General features: G+C 36.6%; 19 protein-coding genes. 12 read left to right on the forward strand and 7 right to left on the reverse strand.

Annotated elements, in window-relative coordinates; all coding sequences use genetic code 11:
- Window positions 1–63 precede the first annotated feature (63 nt).
- Window positions 64–1,080 (reverse strand): sugar phosphate nucleotidyltransferase, encoded by a 1,017-nt coding sequence (locus tag FW781_RS21015; RefSeq protein ID WP_149389217.1) that lies wholly within the window; start codon window positions 1,078–1,080, stop codon window positions 64–66.
- Between the two features lie 135 nt (window positions 1,081–1,215).
- Window positions 1,216–2,670, reverse strand: coding sequence for a lipopolysaccharide biosynthesis protein (locus tag FW781_RS21020; RefSeq protein WP_149389218.1), 1,455 nt, complete (start codon window positions 2,668–2,670; stop codon window positions 1,216–1,218).
- Window positions 2,671–2,770: 100 nt separating this feature from the next.
- On the opposite strand from FW781_RS21020, the gene FW781_RS21025 reads away from it, so the two are divergent.
- Window positions 2,771–4,108, forward strand: coding sequence for a dihydroorotase (locus FW781_RS21025; protein ID WP_149389219.1), 1,338 nt, complete (start codon window positions 2,771–2,773; stop codon window positions 4,106–4,108).
- Window positions 4,109–4,304: 196 nt separating this feature from the next.
- Here FW781_RS21025 and FW781_RS21030 read toward each other — a convergent pair whose 3' ends face one another.
- From FW781_RS21030 to FW781_RS21040, 3 genes are all read right to left on the reverse strand, one after another.
- Window positions 4,305–6,602 carry a GH92 family glycosyl hydrolase gene (locus tag FW781_RS21030; protein WP_149389220.1) on the reverse strand — a complete coding sequence of 766 codons (2,298 nt, stop codon included), beginning with the start codon at window positions 6,600–6,602 and terminating at the stop codon, window positions 4,305–4,307.
- Between the two features lie 77 nt (window positions 6,603–6,679).
- Entirely contained in the window at window positions 6,680–7,363 is a 684-nt protein-coding gene (locus FW781_RS21035; protein WP_149389221.1) for a response regulator transcription factor, read from the reverse strand.
- Window positions 7,364–7,365: 2 nt separating this feature from the next.
- Window positions 7,366–8,649, reverse strand: coding sequence for a sensor histidine kinase (locus tag FW781_RS21040; protein ID WP_317133411.1), 1,284 nt, complete (start codon window positions 8,647–8,649; stop codon window positions 7,366–7,368).
- 137 nt (window positions 8,650–8,786) lie between these two features.
- Between FW781_RS21040 and FW781_RS21045 the strand changes: the two genes are divergently transcribed.
- From FW781_RS21045 to FW781_RS21085, 9 genes are all read left to right on the forward strand, one after another.
- On the forward strand, window positions 8,787–9,197 hold the full coding sequence (locus tag FW781_RS21045; RefSeq protein ID WP_149389222.1) for a DUF1573 domain-containing protein: 411 nt from the start codon (window positions 8,787–8,789) through the stop codon (window positions 9,195–9,197).
- A gap of 313 nt (window positions 9,198–9,510) precedes the next feature.
- Entirely contained in the window at window positions 9,511–10,392 is an 882-nt protein-coding gene (locus FW781_RS21050) for an SDR family oxidoreductase (protein ID WP_047382900.1), read from the forward strand.
- An 85-nt stretch (window positions 10,393–10,477) separates the two neighbouring features.
- On the forward strand, window positions 10,478–12,418 hold the full coding sequence (locus FW781_RS21055) for a M1 family metallopeptidase (protein WP_149389223.1): 1,941 nt from the start codon (window positions 10,478–10,480) through the stop codon (window positions 12,416–12,418).
- Window positions 12,419–12,792: 374 nt separating this feature from the next.
- A complete protein-coding gene (locus tag FW781_RS21060) occupies window positions 12,793–13,680 on the forward strand; it encodes a DUF2589 domain-containing protein (RefSeq protein ID WP_172625775.1) in 888 nt (295 codons plus the stop codon).
- A 15-nt stretch (window positions 13,681–13,695) separates the two neighbouring features.
- Entirely contained in the window at window positions 13,696–14,394 is a 699-nt protein-coding gene (locus tag FW781_RS21065; protein WP_149389225.1) for a hypothetical protein, read from the forward strand.
- The gene (locus FW781_RS21070; protein WP_149389226.1) at window positions 14,394–14,972 is read left to right on the forward strand and encodes a hypothetical protein; all 579 of its coding nucleotides are present in this window, start codon (window positions 14,394–14,396) and stop codon (window positions 14,970–14,972) included. Before FW781_RS21065 ends, FW781_RS21070 begins: the two co-directional genes overlap by 1 nt.
- Before the next feature lie 12 nt (window positions 14,973–14,984).
- Window positions 14,985–16,247, forward strand: coding sequence for a S8 family peptidase (locus FW781_RS21075; RefSeq protein ID WP_149389227.1), 1,263 nt, complete (start codon window positions 14,985–14,987; stop codon window positions 16,245–16,247).
- Window positions 16,244–16,447: a hypothetical protein gene (locus FW781_RS21080; protein ID WP_149389228.1), complete on the forward strand. Its 204-nt coding sequence runs from the start codon at window positions 16,244–16,246 to the stop codon at window positions 16,445–16,447. The genes FW781_RS21075 and FW781_RS21080 overlap by 4 nt, the downstream gene beginning before the upstream one ends.
- Before the next feature lie 66 nt (window positions 16,448–16,513).
- Window positions 16,514–17,341 carry an endonuclease/exonuclease/phosphatase family protein gene (locus FW781_RS21085; RefSeq protein ID WP_172625776.1) on the forward strand — a complete coding sequence of 276 codons (828 nt, stop codon included), beginning with the start codon at window positions 16,514–16,516 and terminating at the stop codon, window positions 17,339–17,341.
- Window positions 17,342–17,345: 4 nt separating this feature from the next.
- Here FW781_RS21085 and FW781_RS21090 read toward each other — a convergent pair whose 3' ends face one another.
- Both FW781_RS21090 and FW781_RS21095 read right to left on the reverse strand, forming a co-directional pair.
- Window positions 17,346–18,032, reverse strand: coding sequence for a response regulator transcription factor (locus FW781_RS21090; RefSeq protein WP_149389229.1), 687 nt, complete (start codon window positions 18,030–18,032; stop codon window positions 17,346–17,348).
- Window positions 18,022–19,344, reverse strand: coding sequence for a sensor histidine kinase (locus FW781_RS21095; RefSeq protein WP_149389230.1), 1,323 nt, complete (start codon window positions 19,342–19,344; stop codon window positions 18,022–18,024). The genes FW781_RS21090 and FW781_RS21095 overlap by 11 nt, the downstream gene beginning before the upstream one ends.
- A 115-nt stretch (window positions 19,345–19,459) precedes the next feature.
- Between FW781_RS21095 and FW781_RS21100 the strand changes: the two genes are divergently transcribed.
- Together FW781_RS21100 and FW781_RS21105 are read left to right on the forward strand one after the other, a co-directional pair.
- On the forward strand, window positions 19,460–20,293 hold the full coding sequence (locus FW781_RS21100; protein WP_149389231.1) for a GLPGLI family protein: 834 nt from the start codon (window positions 19,460–19,462) through the stop codon (window positions 20,291–20,293).
- A 175-nt stretch (window positions 20,294–20,468) separates the two neighbouring features.
- Window positions 20,469–22,838 (forward strand): outer membrane beta-barrel family protein, encoded by a 2,370-nt coding sequence (locus FW781_RS21105; protein WP_149389232.1) that lies wholly within the window; start codon window positions 20,469–20,471, stop codon window positions 22,836–22,838.
- The last annotated feature ends 91 nt before the right edge of the window (window positions 22,839–22,929 follow it).

The following is a 22,929-nucleotide window of genomic DNA, read 5'->3' on the forward strand; positions in this document are numbered from 1 at the left end:
ACCACACAAAACATTTTGTGTGGCCTGATGATATCTTGTTTAAATTAAATAATTTCTATTCTTTTACTTAGATAGAAAATCTAAAACGGAATAGTCTCCCAAAGAAATTTCTCTGGCCACTCCGAAATATTGTGCAGAGTTACCGATCATAGAATTGGAAAGGTTTCCGTGATTGATTCTGGTGTTTTCCTGAATCAGGGAGTTCTCAATATTAGAATTAACAACTGTTGTATTGTTTCCTAATGAAACTCCGGGTCCTACTTTTGAATTGGAGATTTTTACATTTTCACCAATAAAGCACGGCTGAATAATCAGAGAATTTTCAATCACAGCAGAAGCAGGGTGGTTCATCATCTCCACTCTTTCATATTCAAGGATTTTGCTGTTGGTTTCTACAGTGGCATTTTTGTTACCACAGTCCATCCAGTCGTTTACTTTTCCAAGGGTAAACTTAGCCCCTTTAGATCTAAGGTTTTCAAGAGCTGTTGTCAATTGATACTCACCTCCGTTTTTAATATCATTGTCCATGATATAGTTGATCTCTTCCATCAGTTTTTCAGCACTGTTGAAATAATAAATGCCAATGATGGCAAGATCTGAAACATAAGTAGTCGGTTTTTCAACAAAATCTGTGATAAAACCGTAATTATCTAATTTTACAACTCCGAAAGCAGATGGATCTTCCACGCTTTTTACCCAGATCACTCCATCAGAATTTTTGTCTAACTGGAAGTCTGCACGGAAAAGGGTATCTGCAAAAGCAATAACGATATCTCCCTGCATAGATTGCTCAGCACATTTGATGGCATGAGCAGTACCAAGAGGGTCGTTCTGATAATATATACTTCCTTTTGCTCCCAGCTTTTCAGCAATCTGAATAAGGGATCTTTCGATCTCAGGACCAAAATCTCCGATGATAAAAGCTACCTCTTCAATATTTTCTCCTGCAACTTTAGCAATATCTTCCACCAATCTCTGTACGATAGGTTTTCCTGCAATAGGAATAAGCGGTTTTGGAACTGTCAGTGTATGGGGACGTAATCTGGAACCACGTCCAGCCATAGGAACAATAATTTTCATAAATTATATAAAAAATTTTTTATAGTTATTTTAATAATTTGGCTAAAGATAATAATTAAAACCTTTGTTGGTATATGATTTATATCTTTTTAATATTTGAATAGGCTTGTTTACTATCAAAATAAAGACCAAAGTTTAAGATCTTTTGATGATTTTGGATACTATTGCTTTTTCCTTAAAGATTACCAAAGCCAGAAATAAGATGAGGAATAGGTTGCCAACAAGATAATTGGTTCTGAAATAATAGAAGGAAACCAATGAACAACCAATGGTGAAACCGAGATAAACCAATATTTTTCCTGTATTATAATGAATAGGGTACTGCTTTTGTCCCCATACATAGGAAATGATCATCATAGACATGAATGTAATGAGTGCTGCCATGGCACTTGCCCAGTATCCATACTGAGGAATGAATAAGAAATTGATAAGAATGGTAATACATGCTCCAATAACTGAGATATATAAGCCCACCCTTGTCTGGTCTGATAACTTATACCATATGGAAAGGTTAAGATAGATTCCCAAGAATAAAGCTCCAAGCATTATAAAAGGAATGATTTCGATTCCCTCATAGTAGAGCGGGTTTCTCAAGTATTTTTCCGAAATCCATTGAAGATTTACCATAAGTCCCATATAAATGATGCAGCTGCAGACAACAAAAACATCCATCAGTACAGCATAGGTCTTGTGAGAATCTTTGTTCTTGAAACTTGAAAAAAAGTAAGGTTCAATACCCAGTTGGTAGGCCTGCCTGAAGACAGTAATAAAGGTGGCAATCTTGTAAACCGCTCCATACACCCCAATCTGATGGCGTGCTTCTTCTTCAGGAAGGAGATATTTCAAGAATTGTCTGTCCAATGTCTGATTCACAATGCCTGCCAATCCTGCAATCATTACCGGCCAGGAATAGTTCATAATTCTTTTCCATAGTCCGAAATCGAATTTGGAAATGCTGAAACTGAAGAATTCCTTTCCTACAATCAAAAGAGTGATAATACTTTGGATGAGGTTAGCAACGAAGACATAGCCAACACCGAAGTCAGGATTATATTTCAATCCCAATACCCCTTCAGGGTGTTTAGGAAGCCATCTGATGAAGAATAAAACCAGTAAAAAGTAAACCAAGGAACCTGCTACTTTAGAAAACATGTATTTGAAAGGTTTGCCTTGTAACCTTAATATAGCAGATGGAATGGTAGAAAACGCATCCAATGAGAGAATGAATAAAAATATGATTAGATAATTGACCTGATCTGGGGTTTCAAAGGCTTCCGCAAGCTGGAATCTGAATACATATCCCAGAATTAGGTAAATTAATCCCATGCTGATGATACTCATTGAGCAGGTCGAAATCAATGTTTTTTTGTCAATGTTGTCCTCTTGTGCAAATCGGAAAAAAGACGTTTCCATTCCATGTGTAAGCAATACCGTAATTACCCCTGCAATAGAATACCAGTCTACAAATGGTGATGAAGCAGCCGGACCAAAGGCCTTTGTTACTATGGGTGCGATGATGAATGGGAATATACGGACCAATACGGAGCTAAGTCCATATACCGCTGTCTGCCCTAATAGTTTCTTATACAAAGTCGAAATTTTTTACAAATGTAAAACTTTAAGTATTCGTTTGGTGATTTTGAGGTGAATTAAAACATAAAATCTTAATTTTACGGGGAAATAAATTGAAATGAAAGTTCTTATAAAAAATGTAAATATCGTCAACGAAGGAAAAGTCTTTGAAAGCGATATCCTAATAGAAAATGACTTAATCTCCAGGATCGCTGCAGGTATTTCAGATGAGGCAGATCTGATTATTGACGGTTCAGGAAAGTATCTTCTTCCGGGGGTAATCGATGATCAGGTGCATTTCCGTGATCCGGGACTTACGCATAAAGGCGATATTGAAAGTGAATCAAGGGCGGCCATTGCCGGTGGAGTAACCAGCTTTATCGATCAGCCCAATACGGTGCCGAATGCTGTTACCCAGGAGCTGTTAGCAGATAAATATGAGATTGCTTCCCAAAAAGCTTATGCCAACTATGGTTTTATGATGGGAGGAACCAACGATAATCTGGAGGAGGTTTTGAAAACAAACCCAAGAAATGTTCCCGGAATCAAATTATTCTTAGGTTCATCTACAGGAAATATGTTGGTGGATAATCCGGAAACCCTGGAAAATATTTTCAGCAATACCCAAATGCTGATTGCTGTTCACTGCGAAGATGAGGCTACCATCAGAGCCAATACTCAAAAATACATGGATGAGTATGGTGAAGATATTCCTGTAAAATTCCATCACTTGATCAGAAGCGAAGAAGCATGTTATATCTCTTCTTCCAAAGCTATTGAACTTGCCGAAAAAACAGGAGCCAGACTTCACGTTTTCCACCTTTCGACAGCAAAGGAAATGGAACTTTTCAGAAATGATATTCCTTTAAAAGATAAAAAGATTACTGCTGAGGTATGTGTTCATCACCTTACTTTTACCAATGAGGATTATGAAACAAAAGGCGGACTTATCAAATGGAATCCGGCTGTAAAAACTCAAAAAGACAAAGATGCCCTTTGGGAAGCACTGTTAGATGACAGAATTGATGTTATCGCTACGGATCACGCTCCACATACTGCAGAAGAAAAAAATAATGTGTATACTAAATGTCCTTCAGGAGCACCTTTGGTGCAGCATTCCTTAGTCGTGATGCTGGAAAACTTTAAAAACGGTAAAATCTCTATAGAGAAAATCGTTGAAAAGATGTCTCACAATCCTGCCATCCTTTTCAAAGTTGAAAAAAGAGGTTTTGTAAAGGAAGGATATAAAGCGGATTTGGTTTTAGTTGATTTAAATGAAAACTGGACGGTTTCTAAAGATAATCTGCTGTACAAATGCGGTTGGAGCCCATTAGAAGGAATGAATTTCCACTCTAAAGTAACCCATACTTTTGTCAATGGACATCTTGTGTATGATAATGGTACGATTGCAGAAGAGAAATTTGGAGAGAGATTGCTTTTTGAAGCAAGAGATTAATAAGATATAATCGAAGCATGTAGTTTCAGATTAATCTGAGATTGTCGTGATAATTCAATAGGAGCGGGCTTTAGCCCGCTCTCTTTATTTTTGGTCTTCCATTGGCTTTAGCCAAAACTTATTCTTAGTTCTCGAAGATTATACAAATCTCACGTATATTTATATTTAATCAGCTGCTCGATCTGCAAAATCTTCTTTATTTTTTCGCTTTACTTCCCATATAAAAAGTAAGCTTCCCTCCATCCATAATCTCAGAATGCTTCAGCGTAAAATTCTTGATCTCCTTTCCATTCAAAAGAACCTTTTGAACATATACGTTTTTCGGGCTTTGATTGATCGCTTCAATTTCAAAAGTTTTTCCGTTTTCCAGATTCAGTATTGCCTTATCAATTGCCGGACTTCCTATTGAATAATCTTCAGAACCCGGAGCTACAGGATAAAATCCTAATGTACTTAAAATATACCAGGCACTCATTTGGCCTGCATCATCATTTCCACCCAGTCCGTCCGGTGTTGCTTTATACTGCATTTCCAGAATACGTCGGATCTGTGCCTGTGCTTTCCATGGCTGTCCTGCCCAGTTATAAAAATAAACAACATGATGCGCCGGTTCGTTTCCGTGAACATATCCACCAATGATTCCTTCCCGTGTAATATCTTCAGTGTCTGCAAAGAATTCATCAGGTAAATGCATGGTGAACAGTTCATCCAGCTTTGAGGCAAATTTTTTCTTTCCACCCATCATGGTGATCAGTTCATCAGGATTTTGCGGAACAAAAAAACTGTAGTTCCATGAATTTCCTTCAATAAAGCCTTGTCCGTGGGTGCTTAATACATCAAAATCTTTCTTAAAGCTTCCATCTGCCAGACGCGGACGCATAAATCCTATGGTTTTGTCGAAATTATTTTTCCAGTTTTCAGATCGCTTGATAAACTGATTGTAGATTTCTGTTTTGTTTAAATGTTTTGCGAGCTGAGCAATGGCCCAGTCATCATAGGCATATTCCAGCGTATTGGAAACTGAGGTTCCGCTTTTCTCGGCCGGAATATATCCAAGATCAATATACTGCCCAATGCCTTCGTAATTTTTTTTATTAGCTGTTTCTATACAGGCTTTTAATGCTTCTTCAGGATCTCCCTCATAATTTCCTTTAATAATAGCATCAGCCACTACACTTACACTGTGATAACCGCTCATACACCAGTTGTCATTGGCATAATGGGACCAGATGGGCAGCATTTTCATAGAAAACTGATTATAATGAGCCATCATAGATTTTACCATGTCACTATTTCGTTTGGGCTGAATAATATTAAAAAATGGATGAAGAGTACGGTAAGTATCCCATAGAGAGAAGGTAGTATAGTTCGTAAAGCCCTCTGCTTTATGAATATTCTGATCCAGCCCTTTATATTCTCCGTTAACATCCATATAAGTAGTTGGATTGATAAAGGTATGATACATGGCTGTATAGAAGTTGGTTTTTTCCGTATCAGAACCGCTGATGACAATCTTATTTAATTCCTTATTCCAGTTGTCCTGGGCTTGAATTTTAGCCTGATCAAAAGTTATATTTCCGGCTTCTTTTTCCAGGTTTTCCAAAGCATTGGTCTGGCTTACCGGAGAAATAGCAAGTTTTACTTCAATTGCTTCATTTTCATTGGTATCAAAATCAAAAAACATTTTCAGGTTCTTACCTGCAATCTCAGGGAAATTCTGGTTCTGGTCAAATTTTCTCCAAAATCCCTTATAAACCTGCTTCTCATCATAGTTTTTCTGGCCATAAGATTTGAAAGGTTTTGAAAACTTCATCGCAAAATAAACCGTTCTGGTTCTGGCCCAGCCATTAGTCTGGCGATACCCGGTGATGGTATTTCCGTTTTCTACACGCACGTATGTCCATACATTTTTTCCGTCATAATTATAAATACCTGCCATCAGATCCAGAATAATGTGAGACTGGTCAGACTTTGGAAAAGTATAGCGGTGGATTCCCACTCTTGGAGTGGCTGTGAGCTCTGCCAGAATATTGTGATCATCCAGTTTCACTTTGTAATATCCGGCTTCTGCTGTTTCGTTTTGGTGAGAAAATCTGCTTCTATAACCACTTTCAGGATGTGAAGCTGCTCCGGGATTCAGTTGAAGCTTTCCTACAGTAGGCATCACCAGAAAATCTCCGAGATCAGAATGTCCTGTTCCGCTGAAGTGGGTAGAACTGAACCCTACAATGGTTTTATCTTCATAGCGGTAGCCTGCGCAGTATTTATAAACCTCACCATTGTATTTTCCGTTAAGCTCATAAGAAATGGTATCTGTCTCAGGACTTAGCTGTACCGCACCAAAGGGAACTGTAGCTCCGGGATAAGTATGGCCCATCTTTTCGGTGCCAATCAGCGGATTGACGTATTGTATTAATTTTTCAAATTTTTGGGCATGAAAGTTTGCACTTAAAAATAATAGAGAAAGAAAAACAAGGGATTTGCGATTTTTCATTAATGACAATTTTTCAAAGTTTAAAATTAATTAAAATCATCATTTGCTGTTGTGTTTTAGATGAATTCGGGTATTATTTATTCTTTTTCAGAAAAACGGAAACCTATTCCGTGAAGGTTTTCTATTAAAACATTCCGTTCTTCGGAAAGCACCTTTCGCAACCGGGAAATAAATACGTCAAGACTTCGTCCCATAAAGTAGTCATCATCGCCCCAGATTGCCTTCAAAATGTCTTGTCTTTTTACAACCAGATTCTTATGGCAGATAAAATACAAAAGCAGCTCAGATTCTCTTTGGGTAAGAGTAATGCTGTTTTCTATGCCCTGCAGTGTATAGTTTTTAGGATCAAAATCATACTTTCCGACTTTATATTTTAGAGGAGAAGTATCTGTTTTTTTTGCGCGTTTCAGGAAAACTTCAATTTTCAGCATCAGTTCTTCAATACTGAATGGCTTTACCAGATAATCATCGGCACCTATTTTAAGCCCTTTGATTCTGTCTTCTTTTAATGCTTTTGCAGAAATGAAAATAATAGGAATCTCAGAATTTTTACTGCGGATCTGCTGGGCTACTTCAAATCCGTTCATGCCGGGCATCATAATATCCAGCAGACAAATATCAAAATTTTGACTGTTAAATGCTTCCAGCGCAGATTCACCGTCTGAATAGCAGCTGATATCATAATAACTCTCCAGACTGTCTTCTACCAGGAAAGCTATTGTTTTGTCATCTTCGGCATATAAAATTTTAGATTTCTCCATACTTACACATAATTATTTGAAAACGGAAAAAATAGGGTAGTCGTAATTCCTTTATCTTCATTATTATCCACAGAAATTTTCCAGTGATGCTGCTGAACGACTTTTTTTACATAGAATAATCCCAGCCCAAAACCATTCACTTCCTCGCTTCTTTTGGTGTGTACCCTGTAAAATTTTTCAAAAATATGAGGAATATTTTTAGCAGGAATACCCATTCCGTTGTCTTTGAACTTTAAATATAAGCCTTTTGAATCTTTATAAGCTGAAATTTTAATCGCGGGCTTTGTTTCACAATACTTGATGGAGTTATCCAAAAGGTTGTAGATGATGTTGGTAAAATGAAACTCATCGGCCATTACCGAAGCGCTGTTTTCAATATCTATTTCAATGCTGAGGTCTTTATTCTTGTGTTGTATACTGTCTGCAATCTCCTGAATAAAGGGAAGCAACAGTATTTTTTGAGGTTTTAATGATAATCCGGCTGCGTCATTCTTAGCAATATTCAATATTTTTTCAATATGATTATTAAGCTTGTGACTTTGATTGATAATGATGGATGTATAGGTCTGCAGTTTAGAGTTTTCCTGTACCATATCCTGTTTATTGAGTGCCTCTGAGGCTAAAAGTATCGAAGACAGCGGAGTTTTAAACTCATGAGTCATATTGTTGATAAAGTCACGCTGCAGCTCCGAAAATTTCTTCTGCTGAATAATGGTATAAATAGAATACACATACACCAGAAGGATGATGATCAGGGCAAATGTAAGAAGATACCAGAACCTTAAAGAGCTGATAAGGTAAGTTGTTTTATCAGGAAAACGGATGGAAAAATAATAGATCAGATTTTTGTGTTTCGGAAAATTAATCACTTTGTTACTGGGACTTTCCTGGTGTGAAGTCATATACTTTCCGTACACCATTTTGTCACTGTGACAGTTGTATAAAGCATACACATAATCTGTATTGATCTGGAAGCGGGTAAATTCTGTTTTCAGATAATATTCCAGAACTACAGGATGAAATTCATTATTAATATTAACTACATAATAATCATTGGCAATATTCTGTACAGGATTTTCGGTATAGGATGTTTTCCCTCCGGAGAGTTTTTCTGCAACTTCCATTAAGGCAATATTGACCTTCTGATTGAATTTTTTATCTTCAAGATTATAAGCCTGACGGGTCCACAGCAGCTGTGCTATTAAAATCCCGATAATAGCAACAAATCCCAGCGTTATTATAATATTGAGCCTTTTTATTTTCATTTCCTGAACAATATTATCCAAAAATATCTATTTATCTTTTATTATTAACAACTCGTTAACAAATGTTTGACAGCGGTTAACAAGTTGTAATCACGGTCTGTTTTACATTTGCTATACCGAAAGAAAATAATCAGTTTCAAATATTAAAATTTATACTCATGAAAAAATTAAAAATTACAGCTCTGTTAGCAGTGTTAGCTTTCTCTCCGTTTTATGCGAATGTACTTACTGCAGATACTCCCTCTATTGTAAAAATGGTAGCAGATGCAATTAAATGGAAATCAGAATCTATAGATGTAGGAAATATTCCTCAGGGAAAACCAAAATTGATCAGATTTGAATTTACCAATACAAGTTCAAAACCAATCATTATTCAGAATGTAGCCCCTTCGTGTGGATGTACTACAGCTGATTATACAAAAACGCCTATCCAGCCAGGAAAAAAAGGATTTGTAGAAGCTAGCTATAACGCAGCGGCAGCAGGTCCGTTTATGAAGACTGTAAACGTTACTACAAGTGACAGTAAAACTCCTAAGACGCTTTCTTTCAAAGGAGTAGTGGCTTCTTAATATTCATTTTTTTTAAAGATAAAAATAGTCTGGTAAGTAATTATCAGGCTATTTTCTTTTTAAAACTATAAAAAAGTTGTGTAAGCCACACAAAACTACAAAAGTCACAAAACTGAGGTGTACTTATTATGGATAAAGTTTGGTTCTAAAAAAAATAAGTGTTTAAAACTCTTGTGCCTTTTGTGGTTAAAAAACCATTAATGTAAAAGTTTAGACGGCTTCTATATAAAGAATAATTATTTGTAGCATTATTTATCAATCTATTTTAAAGGATTGCATTTTAATATTTATTATTTTTAAGAAAAAATATTTTATGAGTCTATATACACAACCTATGCTGCGCGAAGGTGCACTAAAAGATAAAGTAGCAATTGTAACAGGAGGCGGAAGCGGTCTTGGAAAAGCAATGACTAAATACTTTCTTGAACTGGGCGCTAAAGTAGTGATTACTTCCAGAAATCTGGAAAAATTACAAACTACAGCAAAGGAACTGGAAGACGAAACAGGCGGTAAAGTTCTTTGCGTAGCTTGTGATGTAAGAAACTGGGATGAGGTGGAAGCAATGAAAGAAGCTACCTTAAAAGAATTCGGGAAGATTGATATTTTATTAAATAACGCTGCCGGAAATTTTATTTCTCCAACAGAAAAACTGACTCATTCCGCTTTTGATTCTATTCTGGATATTGTTTTAAAAGGAACAAAAAACTGTACACTTTCCGTAGGAAAACACTGGATAGATTCTAAAACCCCAGGGACTGTACTGAATATTGTCACAACATACGCATGGACAGGTTCTGCTTATGTAGTCCCGTCTGCCTGTGCAAAAGCAGGAGTTTTGGCGATGACCAGATCACTGGCTGTAGAATGGGCAAAATATGGAATCCGTTTCAATGCGATTGCTCCAGGGCCTTTCCCTACAAAAGGAGCTTGGGACAGACTTCTTCCGGGAGATCTTCAGGAGAAATTCGATATGAAGAAAAAAGTTCCGTTGAGAAGAGTAGGAGAACACCAGGAGCTTGCCAATCTTGCTGCTTATCTGGTTTCTGATTATTCAGCGTATATGAATGGTGAAGTAGTAACGATTGATGGAGGAGAATGGCTTCAGGGAGCCGGAGAATTTAATATGCTTGAAGAAATTCCTCGTGAAATGTGGGATGCTTTAGAAGCCATGATTAAAGCAAAAAAATCAAATTAAATTAAACTTATATTAAAAAAGCTCCCGGATGTGTAACAATTCCGGGAGTTTTTTTTACCTATACAGTAAAATAATACCTTTTCAAATGAATTTTAAACTTCCAACCCTTGTTTCCACTGTTGCTGTTATCCTGTTTTCAGGCTCTTTACACGCGCAGGAAACCAAAAAATATGATTATGTAGAAGCATTTAAACCGTTTTTCTATCCGCAGACAGGTACAGCAACCCGTTCTGCAAGTGGACAGCCGGGACATGCGTATTGGCAGAATTCAGCAGATTATCATTTGAACGTCAGCCTGAATGAAGATAAAAAAGAGATTACCGGCACAGCAGAAATTACCTATACCAACAACAGCCCGGACAAATTGGGTTTTCTTTGGCTGCAGCTTGATCAGAATTTGTTTGCTAAAGATTCCAGAGGAAATGGAGTGGTTCCACTTTCGGGAAGCAGAAATGGAGCTCATGGTGAAGAATTCAATGGAGGATATAAAATTAAATCAGTAAAGCTTGACGGTAAAAAAGAAGTACAATATACCATTACCGATACAAGAATGCAGATTGATCTTCCCAAAGAACTGAAAGCTAATGGAGGGGTGGCCAAAATAGAAATTGAATACTCCTTTGTCTCTCCTGATTATGGGTCAGACAGAATGGGAATACAGGATACTAAAAACGGTAAAATTTTTACCATGGCACAATGGTATCCAAGAATGTGTGTCTATGATGATGTTCTGGGATGGAACACACTTCCTTATATTGGAGCTTCGGAGTTTTATTTGGAATATGGGAATATTACAGCCAATATTACGGTTCCTGCCAATCATTATGTAGTAGCATCCGGAGAGCTTCTGAATGAGAAAGAAGTATACAGCAAAGAAGAAATCAACAGATGGAATGAGGCAAGAAACAGTGATAAAACAGTGATGATTCGTCCTGAATCTGAAATCGGTAAAAATAAAGCTTCCGGTACAAAAACCTGGAAGTATAAAATTACACAGGCCAGAGATTTTGCCTGGGCTTCTTCTGCCGGATTTATTTTAGATGCTGCAAGAATTAACCTGCCTAGTGGAAAAAAATCATTGGCTATTTCGGCTTATCCTGCAGAAAGTGCTGGTGAAAAAGCTTGGGGAAGATCTACAGAATATACAAAGGCTGCTATAGAACATTATTCAAAAAAATGGTATGAATACACATATCCGGCAGCTACCAATGTAGCAGGAAATGAAGGCGGAATGGAATACCCGGGAATCGTTTTTTGTCATATGGATTCCAAAGGAGAAGATCTTTGGGGCGTTACAGATCATGAGTTTGGGCACAACTGGTTTCCTATGATCGTTGGATCTAATGAGAGGTTATTTGCCTGGATGGATGAAGGTTTTAATACGTTCATTAACGGACTTTCAACTGAAGCTTTTAATAAAGGTGAATATTATCGTAAACCGAACCTGGCACGTTCAGGAACATATTTGTTAACAGACAGTCTGGAACCTGTAATGGTAGGACCGGATAATATGAAAGAAAGAAGTATTGGTGCTTTGGCTTACTATAAGCCGGGAACAGGATTAGATGTTTTAAGAGAAACTATTCTCGGACCTGAAAAATTTGATAAAGCATTCAGAACATATATTGACCGTTGGGCTTTTAAACATCCTACACCATGGGACTTCTTCCATACCATGGAAAATGTTTCAGGAGAAGAACTGAACTGGTTCTGGAGAGGATGGTTCTTTAATAAATGGAAAATTGATCAGGCCGTTAAAAATGTAAAATACATTAATGGTGACTTTAAAAACGGAGTTCAGATTACCGTTGAAAACCTTGGCCAGCTGCCGATGCCTACAACTGTTCAGCTGAAATTCAAAGATGGAACGGCGCAAACAGAGAAAATTCCTGTTGAGGTTTGGAAAAGAAATGCAGAATGGACATTCAAAGTAGATTCTACAAAAGAAATAGATGAGGTGAAGTTGGATCCGAATTCAGTAGTTCCTGATGTCAATCTGGAAAACAATAGCAAAAAACCGGCATAGAAATATTGGATTTATATCTGTAATTTAGATGTAACGCAAAGATCTGACATCCGATGTTTAATTTTTAAGGGAGCAAAGATGGAATCAATGAAATTGATTCTTTCTAAGCGTAAGCATATTCATGTAGCTTCATCAGCAACTTTGGTGCTTTCTTGGCCTACTTAAAAATTAAGAAGAATTCATATAGCCTTTGCGTTTATGACAGATAAACAGCCACAAAATATACCTGTTACAAAAGCCTGAGCTTACCATCGTAAGCTCAGGCTTTTATTTTTTAGGGTGTTTTTCCGGGGTAAGTAGAGGTGTTCTCCTGCAATATTGTGATGGCCAGTGATATAATTTTGTCCTACAATATTAATCAAAACAAAAACAACATGGAAACATTAAAATCAGTGCTTGAAGCAAGCCACGCCAAAAAAACAAAAAATGAGTTAATCGACCTCTTGTCAGGAGTTGAAAAAGTTCTTACTCCGGCAGTCTATGAAAAAGTATCAGGAATTGAGATTTCAGAATTAAACACATTGACCAACAAAGAATTGCTGAATATCGTTGAAGACTTCAAAAAGAATTACGATGCAAAGTGGGAAAAATCATTTTCAGGAGTATCTTCAGAGATCATGAAGCTTATTGCGGGTAAAATAGCTGCTGATGAAGAGATCTTCAAAACTTCAGACGCTGCCAGTGCGGATTTTGCTGCTGAATTGGGAAGTATTGACTTTGCTACCATCATTGGCGGTCCTTTGGATGCTTGTGTAAAAGCGCAGTCTAACGCTTCTATTGCCACCGTTAATTTCATCAATGAAGTAGGTTTCGAGCTTACGGATCCTAACAACCCGAATAGCGCGAAAAAACTGAGAATGGCGGAATTCAAATACACGAAAAACATTCCCAACCCGGATTTTGATCCGGATAAACCGGTAGATAATACCAATCCTAAAACAATTCCAGATCCGGTAGAACTTACCGTTCCTTTCATTGCATTGCTCAATGTTCCAAGTTTCAGAATTGAAACGTGTGAAGTAGATTTCAATGTTAAGCTTAACTCTACCTACACAAAAGATGTAAGTGATGAATTTGGAATCAATGCAGGAGTTTCTGGTGGATGGGGACCTGTAAAATTCAAAGTGGATGTGTCTTATAAAAGAACTTCCAGTACGGGAATCAAAGTGGAAAAAGAATATTCTTTGGGTGTAAAAGTACGTGCAACCAATGACGAAATGCCTGCAGGATTAGAAAAAGTTCTTGGACTTCTTTCACAATAATAAATTTTACGAAAGATGATAAAATTATCAGATTACCTGGATTATCTCAACAACGAGATAATTCAGGCTCGTAAAAAAGCAGACGAAAATGCGGTTCTTATTGCAAAAGAATATGCCCGTCATGAATATCTTAAATATTTTAAGGTTCCACGATATGCGCTGCCCAGTGTAAAGATGGATATTCCGATCAAGATTACAGATATAGATTCAGACTCCAAATATAATTTCAAACTAAATCAGGATCAGTTTGTTACAGAAATGAATGAGAGAATCCGTCTGGTGAATAAAGAGAAAAAACTGAATATTTCTGAAATCAGTATAAGACAGCTCCAGACCGAAGAGTTCAAAACGCTGTTCAGTAAACTGGAAAAAAACGATCAGAAATTTGGGAAACTTCCGGCCAATGAAGTCCTGAAGCTGGATCTTAGAAATAAAGTACAGCTTCTTAATACCGGAATCTTTCGGCCTCAGAATGGAACAACAGAGGAAGAAACTGATGAGTTGAAAGAAATTTTTTTAAAGGTTCTGCTGAACAAATATACGTTGGTCAATGCAAAGCTGAATAATATTTACATAGATCCCAATACCAGTGCAGCGGAAGATAAAGATAAGCTGTTCATCAATCTTCATGTAGAAATGGAGGAAGAGGGAATCAGGATTGTGTCTTACAAAGATAAAGACGGTAACGAAATAGAACAGATAACTTTTGAGTAATGCAGGAACTTATTCACTTTACAGTACAGAAAATTAAGGAACTTCTGGAGCACTTCAATGAAGTTCAGGGTTTATACCTGTCAAAATCATTTGACTTTGACGCCCGGTTTGATGTGTTCCTTAATGAGATTCTGGAATATTTCCGTACCAAAGGAAACACCAGCCACGAATCTGAAGTGTTGAAGATTATGAATATGATTGCAACAGTCAAGAGAGGGTTTAATCCCATAAAAATGGAGAAAATTGTAACCGGAAGACGAGAACTTCTCGGGGGATTTTCATTCAATGGGATGGAAGGGATTTATGATATTCTGATGGAAATATATACTAAGGAAAACAAAAAACTTGATGATGCAGAAGAACTTATTTCAGGGATCATTGTCTCGTTATACCAAAATGGGATTTTGGATGATGAAAAGCTGAAAGAAATGAATTCTGTCCCCAAAATTGAAAGTTTCTGGAACTCACTGGTTGAGCAGAACACTGCCATATCCGGGATTAATAAAAAACTCAGACTATCCATTATTCCTGAGGATATTTTTCTTATTCTGGAAAAGGTATTTCTGAAATTAATTTAAAAAAATATCATTATGGAAACCGGAAGATATATCGTTCTGCTGCAGGATCAGCAGAAAACGGCACTTAAAAAAATAGAGAAAGAGCTGGAAGTGAATATTACTTCTTCAGAACTTCTTTCCAAAGAAAACCGTTCTTATGAAATCATTGATGAGGACAACGGTGTACTTTACAAAAACCTGGGAATTCTTGTGGTGGAAAATATGGATGAAGATCAGTTGAAAAGTGCCGTGAAAAATGAATCAAATCCTATTATTTATTACGAAAAAGAAAGGGAATTTTTTCCTGCAGATGAATTGCAGCTGATTAGTGAACTTAAAAAACAATCTGCCGGACTCGCAGAAAAAATTTCAGAACTTGAAAAATACATCACCAGTAAACCTTTACCTCAGCAGTCATTTGTTGAAATGGAATGGGGATTAAAAGCGATTGGATTGGAAAATACCCTCTATACAGGAAAAGGAATTGATGTCTGCATTCTGGATACAGGTCTTGAAACTTCCCATCCCGATTTTTCCTCAGAAGAAATTGAAGGAAAATCTTTCATAGATGGGCAAGACTGGAACAGAGATCCCAACGGACATGGTACACACTGCGCAGGAGTTGCTACAGGAAATATCAGAAGTGACAATGGAAACCGTTATGGAATCGCCAGAGACTGCAATCTCAAAATAGCGAAAGTACTTGCAGATAACGGAAGAGGTACTACCAGCAGTGTGATAGACGCTATAGACTGGGCAATTACGAAAAAATTCAGAATACTGTCTCTTTCGCTGGCATCTCCGGTGAAACTGGATGATCAGCCTTCTGTTCTATTTGAAACCATTGGAGAGCGGGCACTGGAAAATAACTGTCTTATAATAGCGGCCGCAGGAAATGACAGCAACAGGCCGCAGATTCCGCAACCTGTTTCAATGCCGGCCAACTCAAAATCTATTATGGCGGTTGGAGCTGTTGACAGTCAAATGAAGATCGCCAGATTTTCAAACGCAGGTATTAACCCATCTACAGGAGGGAGTATCAATGTCTGTGCACCTGGTGTAGATATTATAAGTGCCTATCCTAAAAACGCAAAGAACAAAAAGAATTTATATTACAGCATGAGTGGTACAAGTATGGCAGCACCCCATGTTTCAGGGCTTGCAGCTTTATACATGGAACAGTTTCCGGGTAAATCAGCAAAAGAAATCTGGGAGCTTATTGAGAACAAAGCAAGGCCTATTGAAGGCCTAAAATACAGAGATATAGGAAACGGTTTAATACAAGTATACATATGATTACTTATTTGGCAGTTGTAAAGAAAGATATAAATGTTAAAAAGCTGGAAACTCTTCTTAAAAGCAAAGGGATTAAACTGGCGGCTCACTATAAAACCATAGGCGTTGTAAAACTTGAAAGTAACAGACCGGTTTCAGAATCTGAATTTCAGGAATATTTTATATCTATAGAAGAAGAAAAAGATAATTTAACAATATAATCACATCAATAAAGCTTTTCTGTCACAGAGAAGTTTTATTTTTGTCTCTTACTGATAAAATAACATATGAATTTCAGATTTTCAATGGTGTTTCTAATGCTTTTTGCATTAGGATTTTCACAGGACCTTACCGTAATGAGTTTCAATATCAGACTGAGTGTAGAGTCAGATAAAGATAATGCCTGGCCAAAAAGAAAGCAGGATGTTGCAGATTTACTTACCTATTATCATCCTGATTATTTCGGAGTACAGGAAGCACTTCCGGAACAGATGAAAGATATTAAAACAGGATTAAAGAACTATGATTACATAGGAGTAGGAAGAGACGATGGCAAAGAAAAGGGAGAGTTTTCTGCTATTTTTTATGATACCAACAAACTTGGAGTCGTAAAATCAGGGACATTCTGGCTGTCTGAAACTCCGGAAAAACCTTCAAAAGGATGGGATGCCGCACTGAACAGAATCTGTACCTATGCTGTATTTAAAGATAAAAAATCAAAGAAAGAATTTTTGGCGATGAATCTTCATTTCGATCATGTAGGAAATGTAGCAAGGGTAAAATCTTCAGAACTCATTCTGAAAAAAATAAAAGAACTGAATCCAAAGAATCTTCCGGTAGCGTTAAGCGGAGATTTTAATCTGACAGATGATTCGGAACCCATTAAAATTCTTTCACAGAATATGAAAGACACTTTCTATCATTCCGAAACTAAACATTACGGTCCGGTAGGAACTTTCACGGGCTTCAATGTAAATGAAGTTCCAAAAGACAGAATCGATTATATTTTTACACAAGGTTTCAAAATAAGATCTCACCGACATATCAATGACAGAAGAGAAAATCTTTTGTATCCTTCAGACCATTTCCCGGTGATTGTAAACCTTTCCCTATAAAAAATCAGTTGGTTGGAAAATCGACTTCAAATCCAATTCCTCTCAGGGATTGGATTTTTATTTCAGGATCACTGTTGAAATATTTACGGAGTCTGCTGATGAATACATCAAGACTTCTCCCGGTAAAGTAATCATTCGTTTCCCAGAGATTATCCAGAATATTATCCCTTGTAATGATAGTACGATTATGCTTCAGAAGATACAGCAGCAGTTCCTGTTCCCGTATAGTTAGCCGGTTGTTTCCGTTAGGATGTGACAGCAGCAGTTTGGTGGTATCCAATGAAAATGCTCCGATTTTTATTTGATTTTCTGTAGTGGCCGGAAGAGTTCTCTTCAGAATGTTTTTAATTCGTAGAACAAGTTCTTCAGGATCACAGGGTTTGGGGATATAATCATCGGCACCTATTTTCAAGCCGGTAAGCCGGTCTATTTTTTGATTTTTAGCTGTTAAAAATAACAATGGAAAATTACTTTTTTCCTTGATGATCATTTTAGCCAGTGAAAAGCCGTCTATATTGGGCATCATCACATCCAGAATTCCTATCTGAAAAGGAAAATCATTATGAAGTAACGGCGCAACATCTTCAGGGTTCTGAAACCAGCTGACTTCAAAATTTTCCAATTCAAGATACTGCTTCAGGATCATTCCGAAATCCGGATCGTCTTCTGCCAGAAGGATTTTAGTTTTCATAAGGAATTGATATTTTAAAAGTACTACCCAAATTAAGCTGGCTGGATACCTCTGTTTTGCCACCATAATTGGCAATGATTTTTTTTACGAAATAAAGTCCCAGTCCAAGCCCTTTACTGTTATGAATATTGTTATTCTGTATTCTGTAGAATTTTTCAAAAATGTTATTCAGTTCTTTCGTTTCCATGCCCTGGCCGTTGTCAGAAACTTCGATTTCCAATTGTTGGGAGCTGTTACTGATATTTATTTTTACAACAGATGCCCCATATTTAACACTGTTTTCACAAAGGTTTTTAATGACTGTTTCCATCAGGTTTCTATCATAAGGAAGCTTCTGAGAGATGGTGTTTTCAAGGTTAAAATCAATACCAGGATAAGTAACTGCGAGATCCTGAATAAAAAAGTTCCAGTCCTCAGGCTGTATTTCAATCATTTCATCTGGTGTTTCATCTTTATGAAGCTGAAACATCAGACTTTCAAGCCGGGAAATCTGACGGTCAATAAGAGGAAGTGTTTCCGGATTCCATTCTTTTTTTAATGCTTTGGAAGCTATTTTTAAAGTAGCAATCGGAGTTTTAAACTCATGTGAAATGTTATCCACAATGGTGTGGAGAACTTCTACCTGCTTCTGCTGCTGGATCAGATTTCTGATTGTGAAAATATAAAGCAGAAGAACTCCGGAAAGAAGTATAACACAACAAATGATCAGTAAAGTAAGCTCTTTGAAAACAATACTTTTTATATTTTTAATCTCGAAATCTGTCTGGGTTTTGACAAGAAAGGTATTTCTTTTTTCAACCTGACCTATATCCGAATCATCTCTTTTGGTGGTTGAGGTTTCCCAGCTTCCATTACTTGCAATACGCGGATTTCTGATCTTATCTTTTGTTTCAAAAATAACAATAGGTTCAGTGATCACTTTAGTGCTGTCCGGAAGATGAACAATAGAAAGGTATCTTATTCTTGCAGAAATTTCATACCCGTCTTTTTGGTTGCGGCTGTCGATATAATGAATCAGCCTTTCTCTGGCGGACTTTCTGTTTTCTATGAAATAATTTAAAAAATCCTTTTTATTGATTTCCTTATTATGATATTGTATAATGATTTCCTGAAGAGAATCATCATTCCTTTCTTTGGCTTCTTGGATATCCTCAAGATTGTCTGTGTAATTGGTAAGCCCATCATTCACAGATCTGTAAATATCCCTTTCTTTTACCTGATAGGTCTTGTACATAAAGTAAACCTGGATTCCCAGTAAAAGTAGGAACAAAGCTGCAAAAACCGAAATCAGAATTTTACTCTTGGCTATCATTAAAACAAAGATAAAACTTTAACATTTTACTGAAATAGTATTTTGGTCATTAACCTTTTATTAACCTGGAAATTAGTGTGTTTTTTGGTAATTTTAGAAAATTAATAACCATTTAATGAAAAAGATACTTATTCTTCTTATTCTGATGCTTGGGATGCACATTAATGCCCAAACCCATCGCTTTATATATGAACTTCAGTACAGATTTGAACCTAACGGGACCAATTATGATAAAGAAGAAATGGTGTTGGATATCAATCCTGATGAAGTGAAGTTTTATGAATTTGAATTTTTAGCAAGTGACTCTCTGAATATTCTTCACGGAGGAATTTCTTCCCAACATACCAGCCAGTCCGGACAATCTATTATCCGAAAAAGAAATTCCAATAAAAATAAAAACTTTGTTCAAATCATGATGATGCCTTATTATTATGTTTTTGAAACCGAAGATAATATTCAGTGGAAAATAGAGACTGATACTAAAAAGATCAATAATTATAATTTACAAAAAGCAACTGCTGTATTTGGAGGAAGAAGCTGGACCGCTTGGTTTACGCCGGATATCAACATTCCTGAAGGGCCTTATAAATTCAGAGGATTGCCGGGATTGGTTCTGTATGTGGAAGATGATAAGAAAGATTTTATATATTCTTTCTCCCGAAATAAAAATCTGCCAAAAACATACGATACAAAAAGCTTTCTCGAAAGACATTATTCACTGGATCCTATTGTCATCGACTTAAAGAAATGGATAAAACTGAACCTGGAGTTTTATAATGATCCATATGCCAGAATGAGAACCGAATTTCAACCGGACTGGAATGTCCGCATTAATGGACAGCAAATCAAAAGTAAAGAGGAGTTTGCGGGTTTAACTAAACAAACGCAAATAGACATCAAAAAATATTATAATCCGATTGAACTGGATAAAGCGATTCCTTATCCTTAAAAAATATACTCTATTGATTTTAAACCTGAATTACCGAATTCAGGTTTTCTTATTTTAAAGAAAAGACATTAACCTATCATTAACCCATCATTAACCGAAATTCTCCTTTTCAATATAGAATTTTGTACCCATAGAACAGAACAGAAGTTTTGTTTGAAAGGATAAAAAAATAGCCATGTATAAAATTCTTTTTTTTCTGTGTTTTCCAGTCTTAATTCTTGCCCAGAAACAAAAACTTGGAGGAACAGTTACGAACACTGAAAATGAAAAGCTTTCATCGGTAATAGTAGAACTGTATAATTCTCAGAATGAATTAATCAAAGAATTAAAAACAGATGAGAACGGGAAGTTTATACTGGAGGACATCGCAGAACAGAATGTAAAACTGGTTGTTAAAAATCAGGGATACTCTTTATTTGAGACAAAGCTTGATCTGAAAGAATCTGAACTTCTGAATATTATCCTTAAAAAAGAATCTCAGGAAATAGAAGGAGTTGTAATGACGAAACGTAAGCCTTTGGTGAAAAGAAAAGTAGACCGCCTGGAATTTAATGTGGAAAACAGCAATATTTCATCACTCAATGCCTGGGAAATTCTAAAGAATACACCAAGTGTTACCATCAATAATAGTGTGTTGAGCGTAAAAGGAAGCACCGGAATTCTGGTGACTATTAATGATAAAAAAGTAATGCTGACAGGAGATGAACTCAAAAACCTTCTGGAAAATACGCAGGGAGATGATGTGAAGTCAGTAGAAGTGATTACCAATCCGCCTGCAAAATATGAGGCCTCCGGAAGTGCAGTCCTGAATATCATTCTGAAAAAGAATAAAATTGAAGGCTACCGCGGGATTCTCTCATCCAAATATGTACAGACACAATATGCGAAAGGCGTTTTTGGTCTTTCCCAATATTATAAAAAAGATAAACTTTCCATTATGGGAAGCTATTATAGAGGGCTCGGAACGTACTACCGGGAAGGAACAGACTATGTCAACTATCCGGAAAGCCAGACCCGATGGATCAGTACGATGAACAGGAAGGATAAAAACTATAACCAGAATACCCTGAATTTTAATGCGGAATATGAATTGGACAGTCTGACCAATGTAAGCCTCAACTACTCAGGGTATTTTTCTCCAAAATCCTTCGGAACCTATAATGTTCCTACACTCATCTATAATAATCAGGATATCGCAGAGTCTAATTACACCACGATCAACGATCACCGCTCACGTTCCATTAATAACTCTGTAAGTTTTCAGATAGACAGAAAGCTGAATAAGAAAAGCAGTCTTTCATGGATCAACTATTTTACCGGAAACAACGCAGATAAATACCAGAATGTAATCACTGATCTGAACTTTGCAGGCCAGCCTTCAAAAGAAGATAACTTTCTTACAAAGAACAAGGCCGATGTTCAGCTGTATTCCACCCAATTCGATTATCAATGGAAAAATGATAAACTGGAGCTGGAGTCCGGGGCAAAATATAGTTTTGTAAAGACCACCAGTACACTTGATTTTTCTGATAACGAAGATGGAATACTGCAATACCGTCCGGAAAAGAGCAGTATCTTTGATTATAAAGAACATAATTTCGCCCTGTATTCTTCATTAGCCTACAATATTGGAAAATGGAATTTCAAAGGAGGACTCCGGGCAGAGATGACAGATCTTGAAGGCGTGGTCTCTGAACCTTATGAATTGAATAAAAGCAATTACTGGAAATTCTTTCCCACTTTCTACGCACAATATACCACAGAAAATAAACAGGAATTCGGTTTCTCTTATGGTAAAAGAATCAGCAGGCCTTCCTATTCATGGTTGAATCCTGCAAAGTCTTATTATAATCTGTTTTCATATTATCAGGGTGATCCAAAGCTAAAAGCAACCATCACTCATAATCTTAATCTTACCTATTCCTGGAAAGACTGGAATCTGGATCTGTATTACCGGAAAGAAATATATCCGTCTATGGAAATTTCATATCAGGAACCAAGCACCAACAGCCTCATTTATTACTTTACCAATATTGAAAAAGGAGAAGCTTTCGGATTGAGTCTGTACAAAAACTTTCAGGTCAAACCATGGTGGAATATCATCATGTCTGAAAACCTTGAACACAATGAAAATTATTTCAAAGGGACTGACGGAATGCTGTATAAAAATAAAGTCTGGAACTGGGTATCCAATATCTCAACAAGTTTTACTCTTGATAAAAACAGCGATTGGAAAATGGAAATGGGACACCGTTACTATTCTCCCGGAATACAGGGGACTTTTACGATTTCTGCTGTCTGGTCAGCCTATTTTGTAATGAACAGAAAGTTCTTGAATAAAAAACTGGAGGCAAGTCTTATATTCACTGATATTTTCAGAACAACAGGCCAGAAAGTAAGTACAAAATACGCCAATCAGGATAATTATTTTCTCGACTATACGGATGCTCAGGGCATTTCCTTTTCACTGAAATTCAACTTTGGAAATCAGTCTGTGAAAAATGCAAAAACAATAAAGAAAACTGCCGAACAAGATAGGCTGTAGAATAATATGGTGTAAAAATCATTACAATAAGATATTATTATAAAAGAAATAATCTCCTGATGTCACATTTTCGCTATTTTTGATACCTATC

The sequence above is a fragment of the Chryseobacterium panacisoli genome, from assembly GCF_008274625.1.
Lineage (GTDB): Bacteria > Bacteroidota > Bacteroidia > Flavobacteriales > Weeksellaceae > Chryseobacterium > Chryseobacterium panacisoli.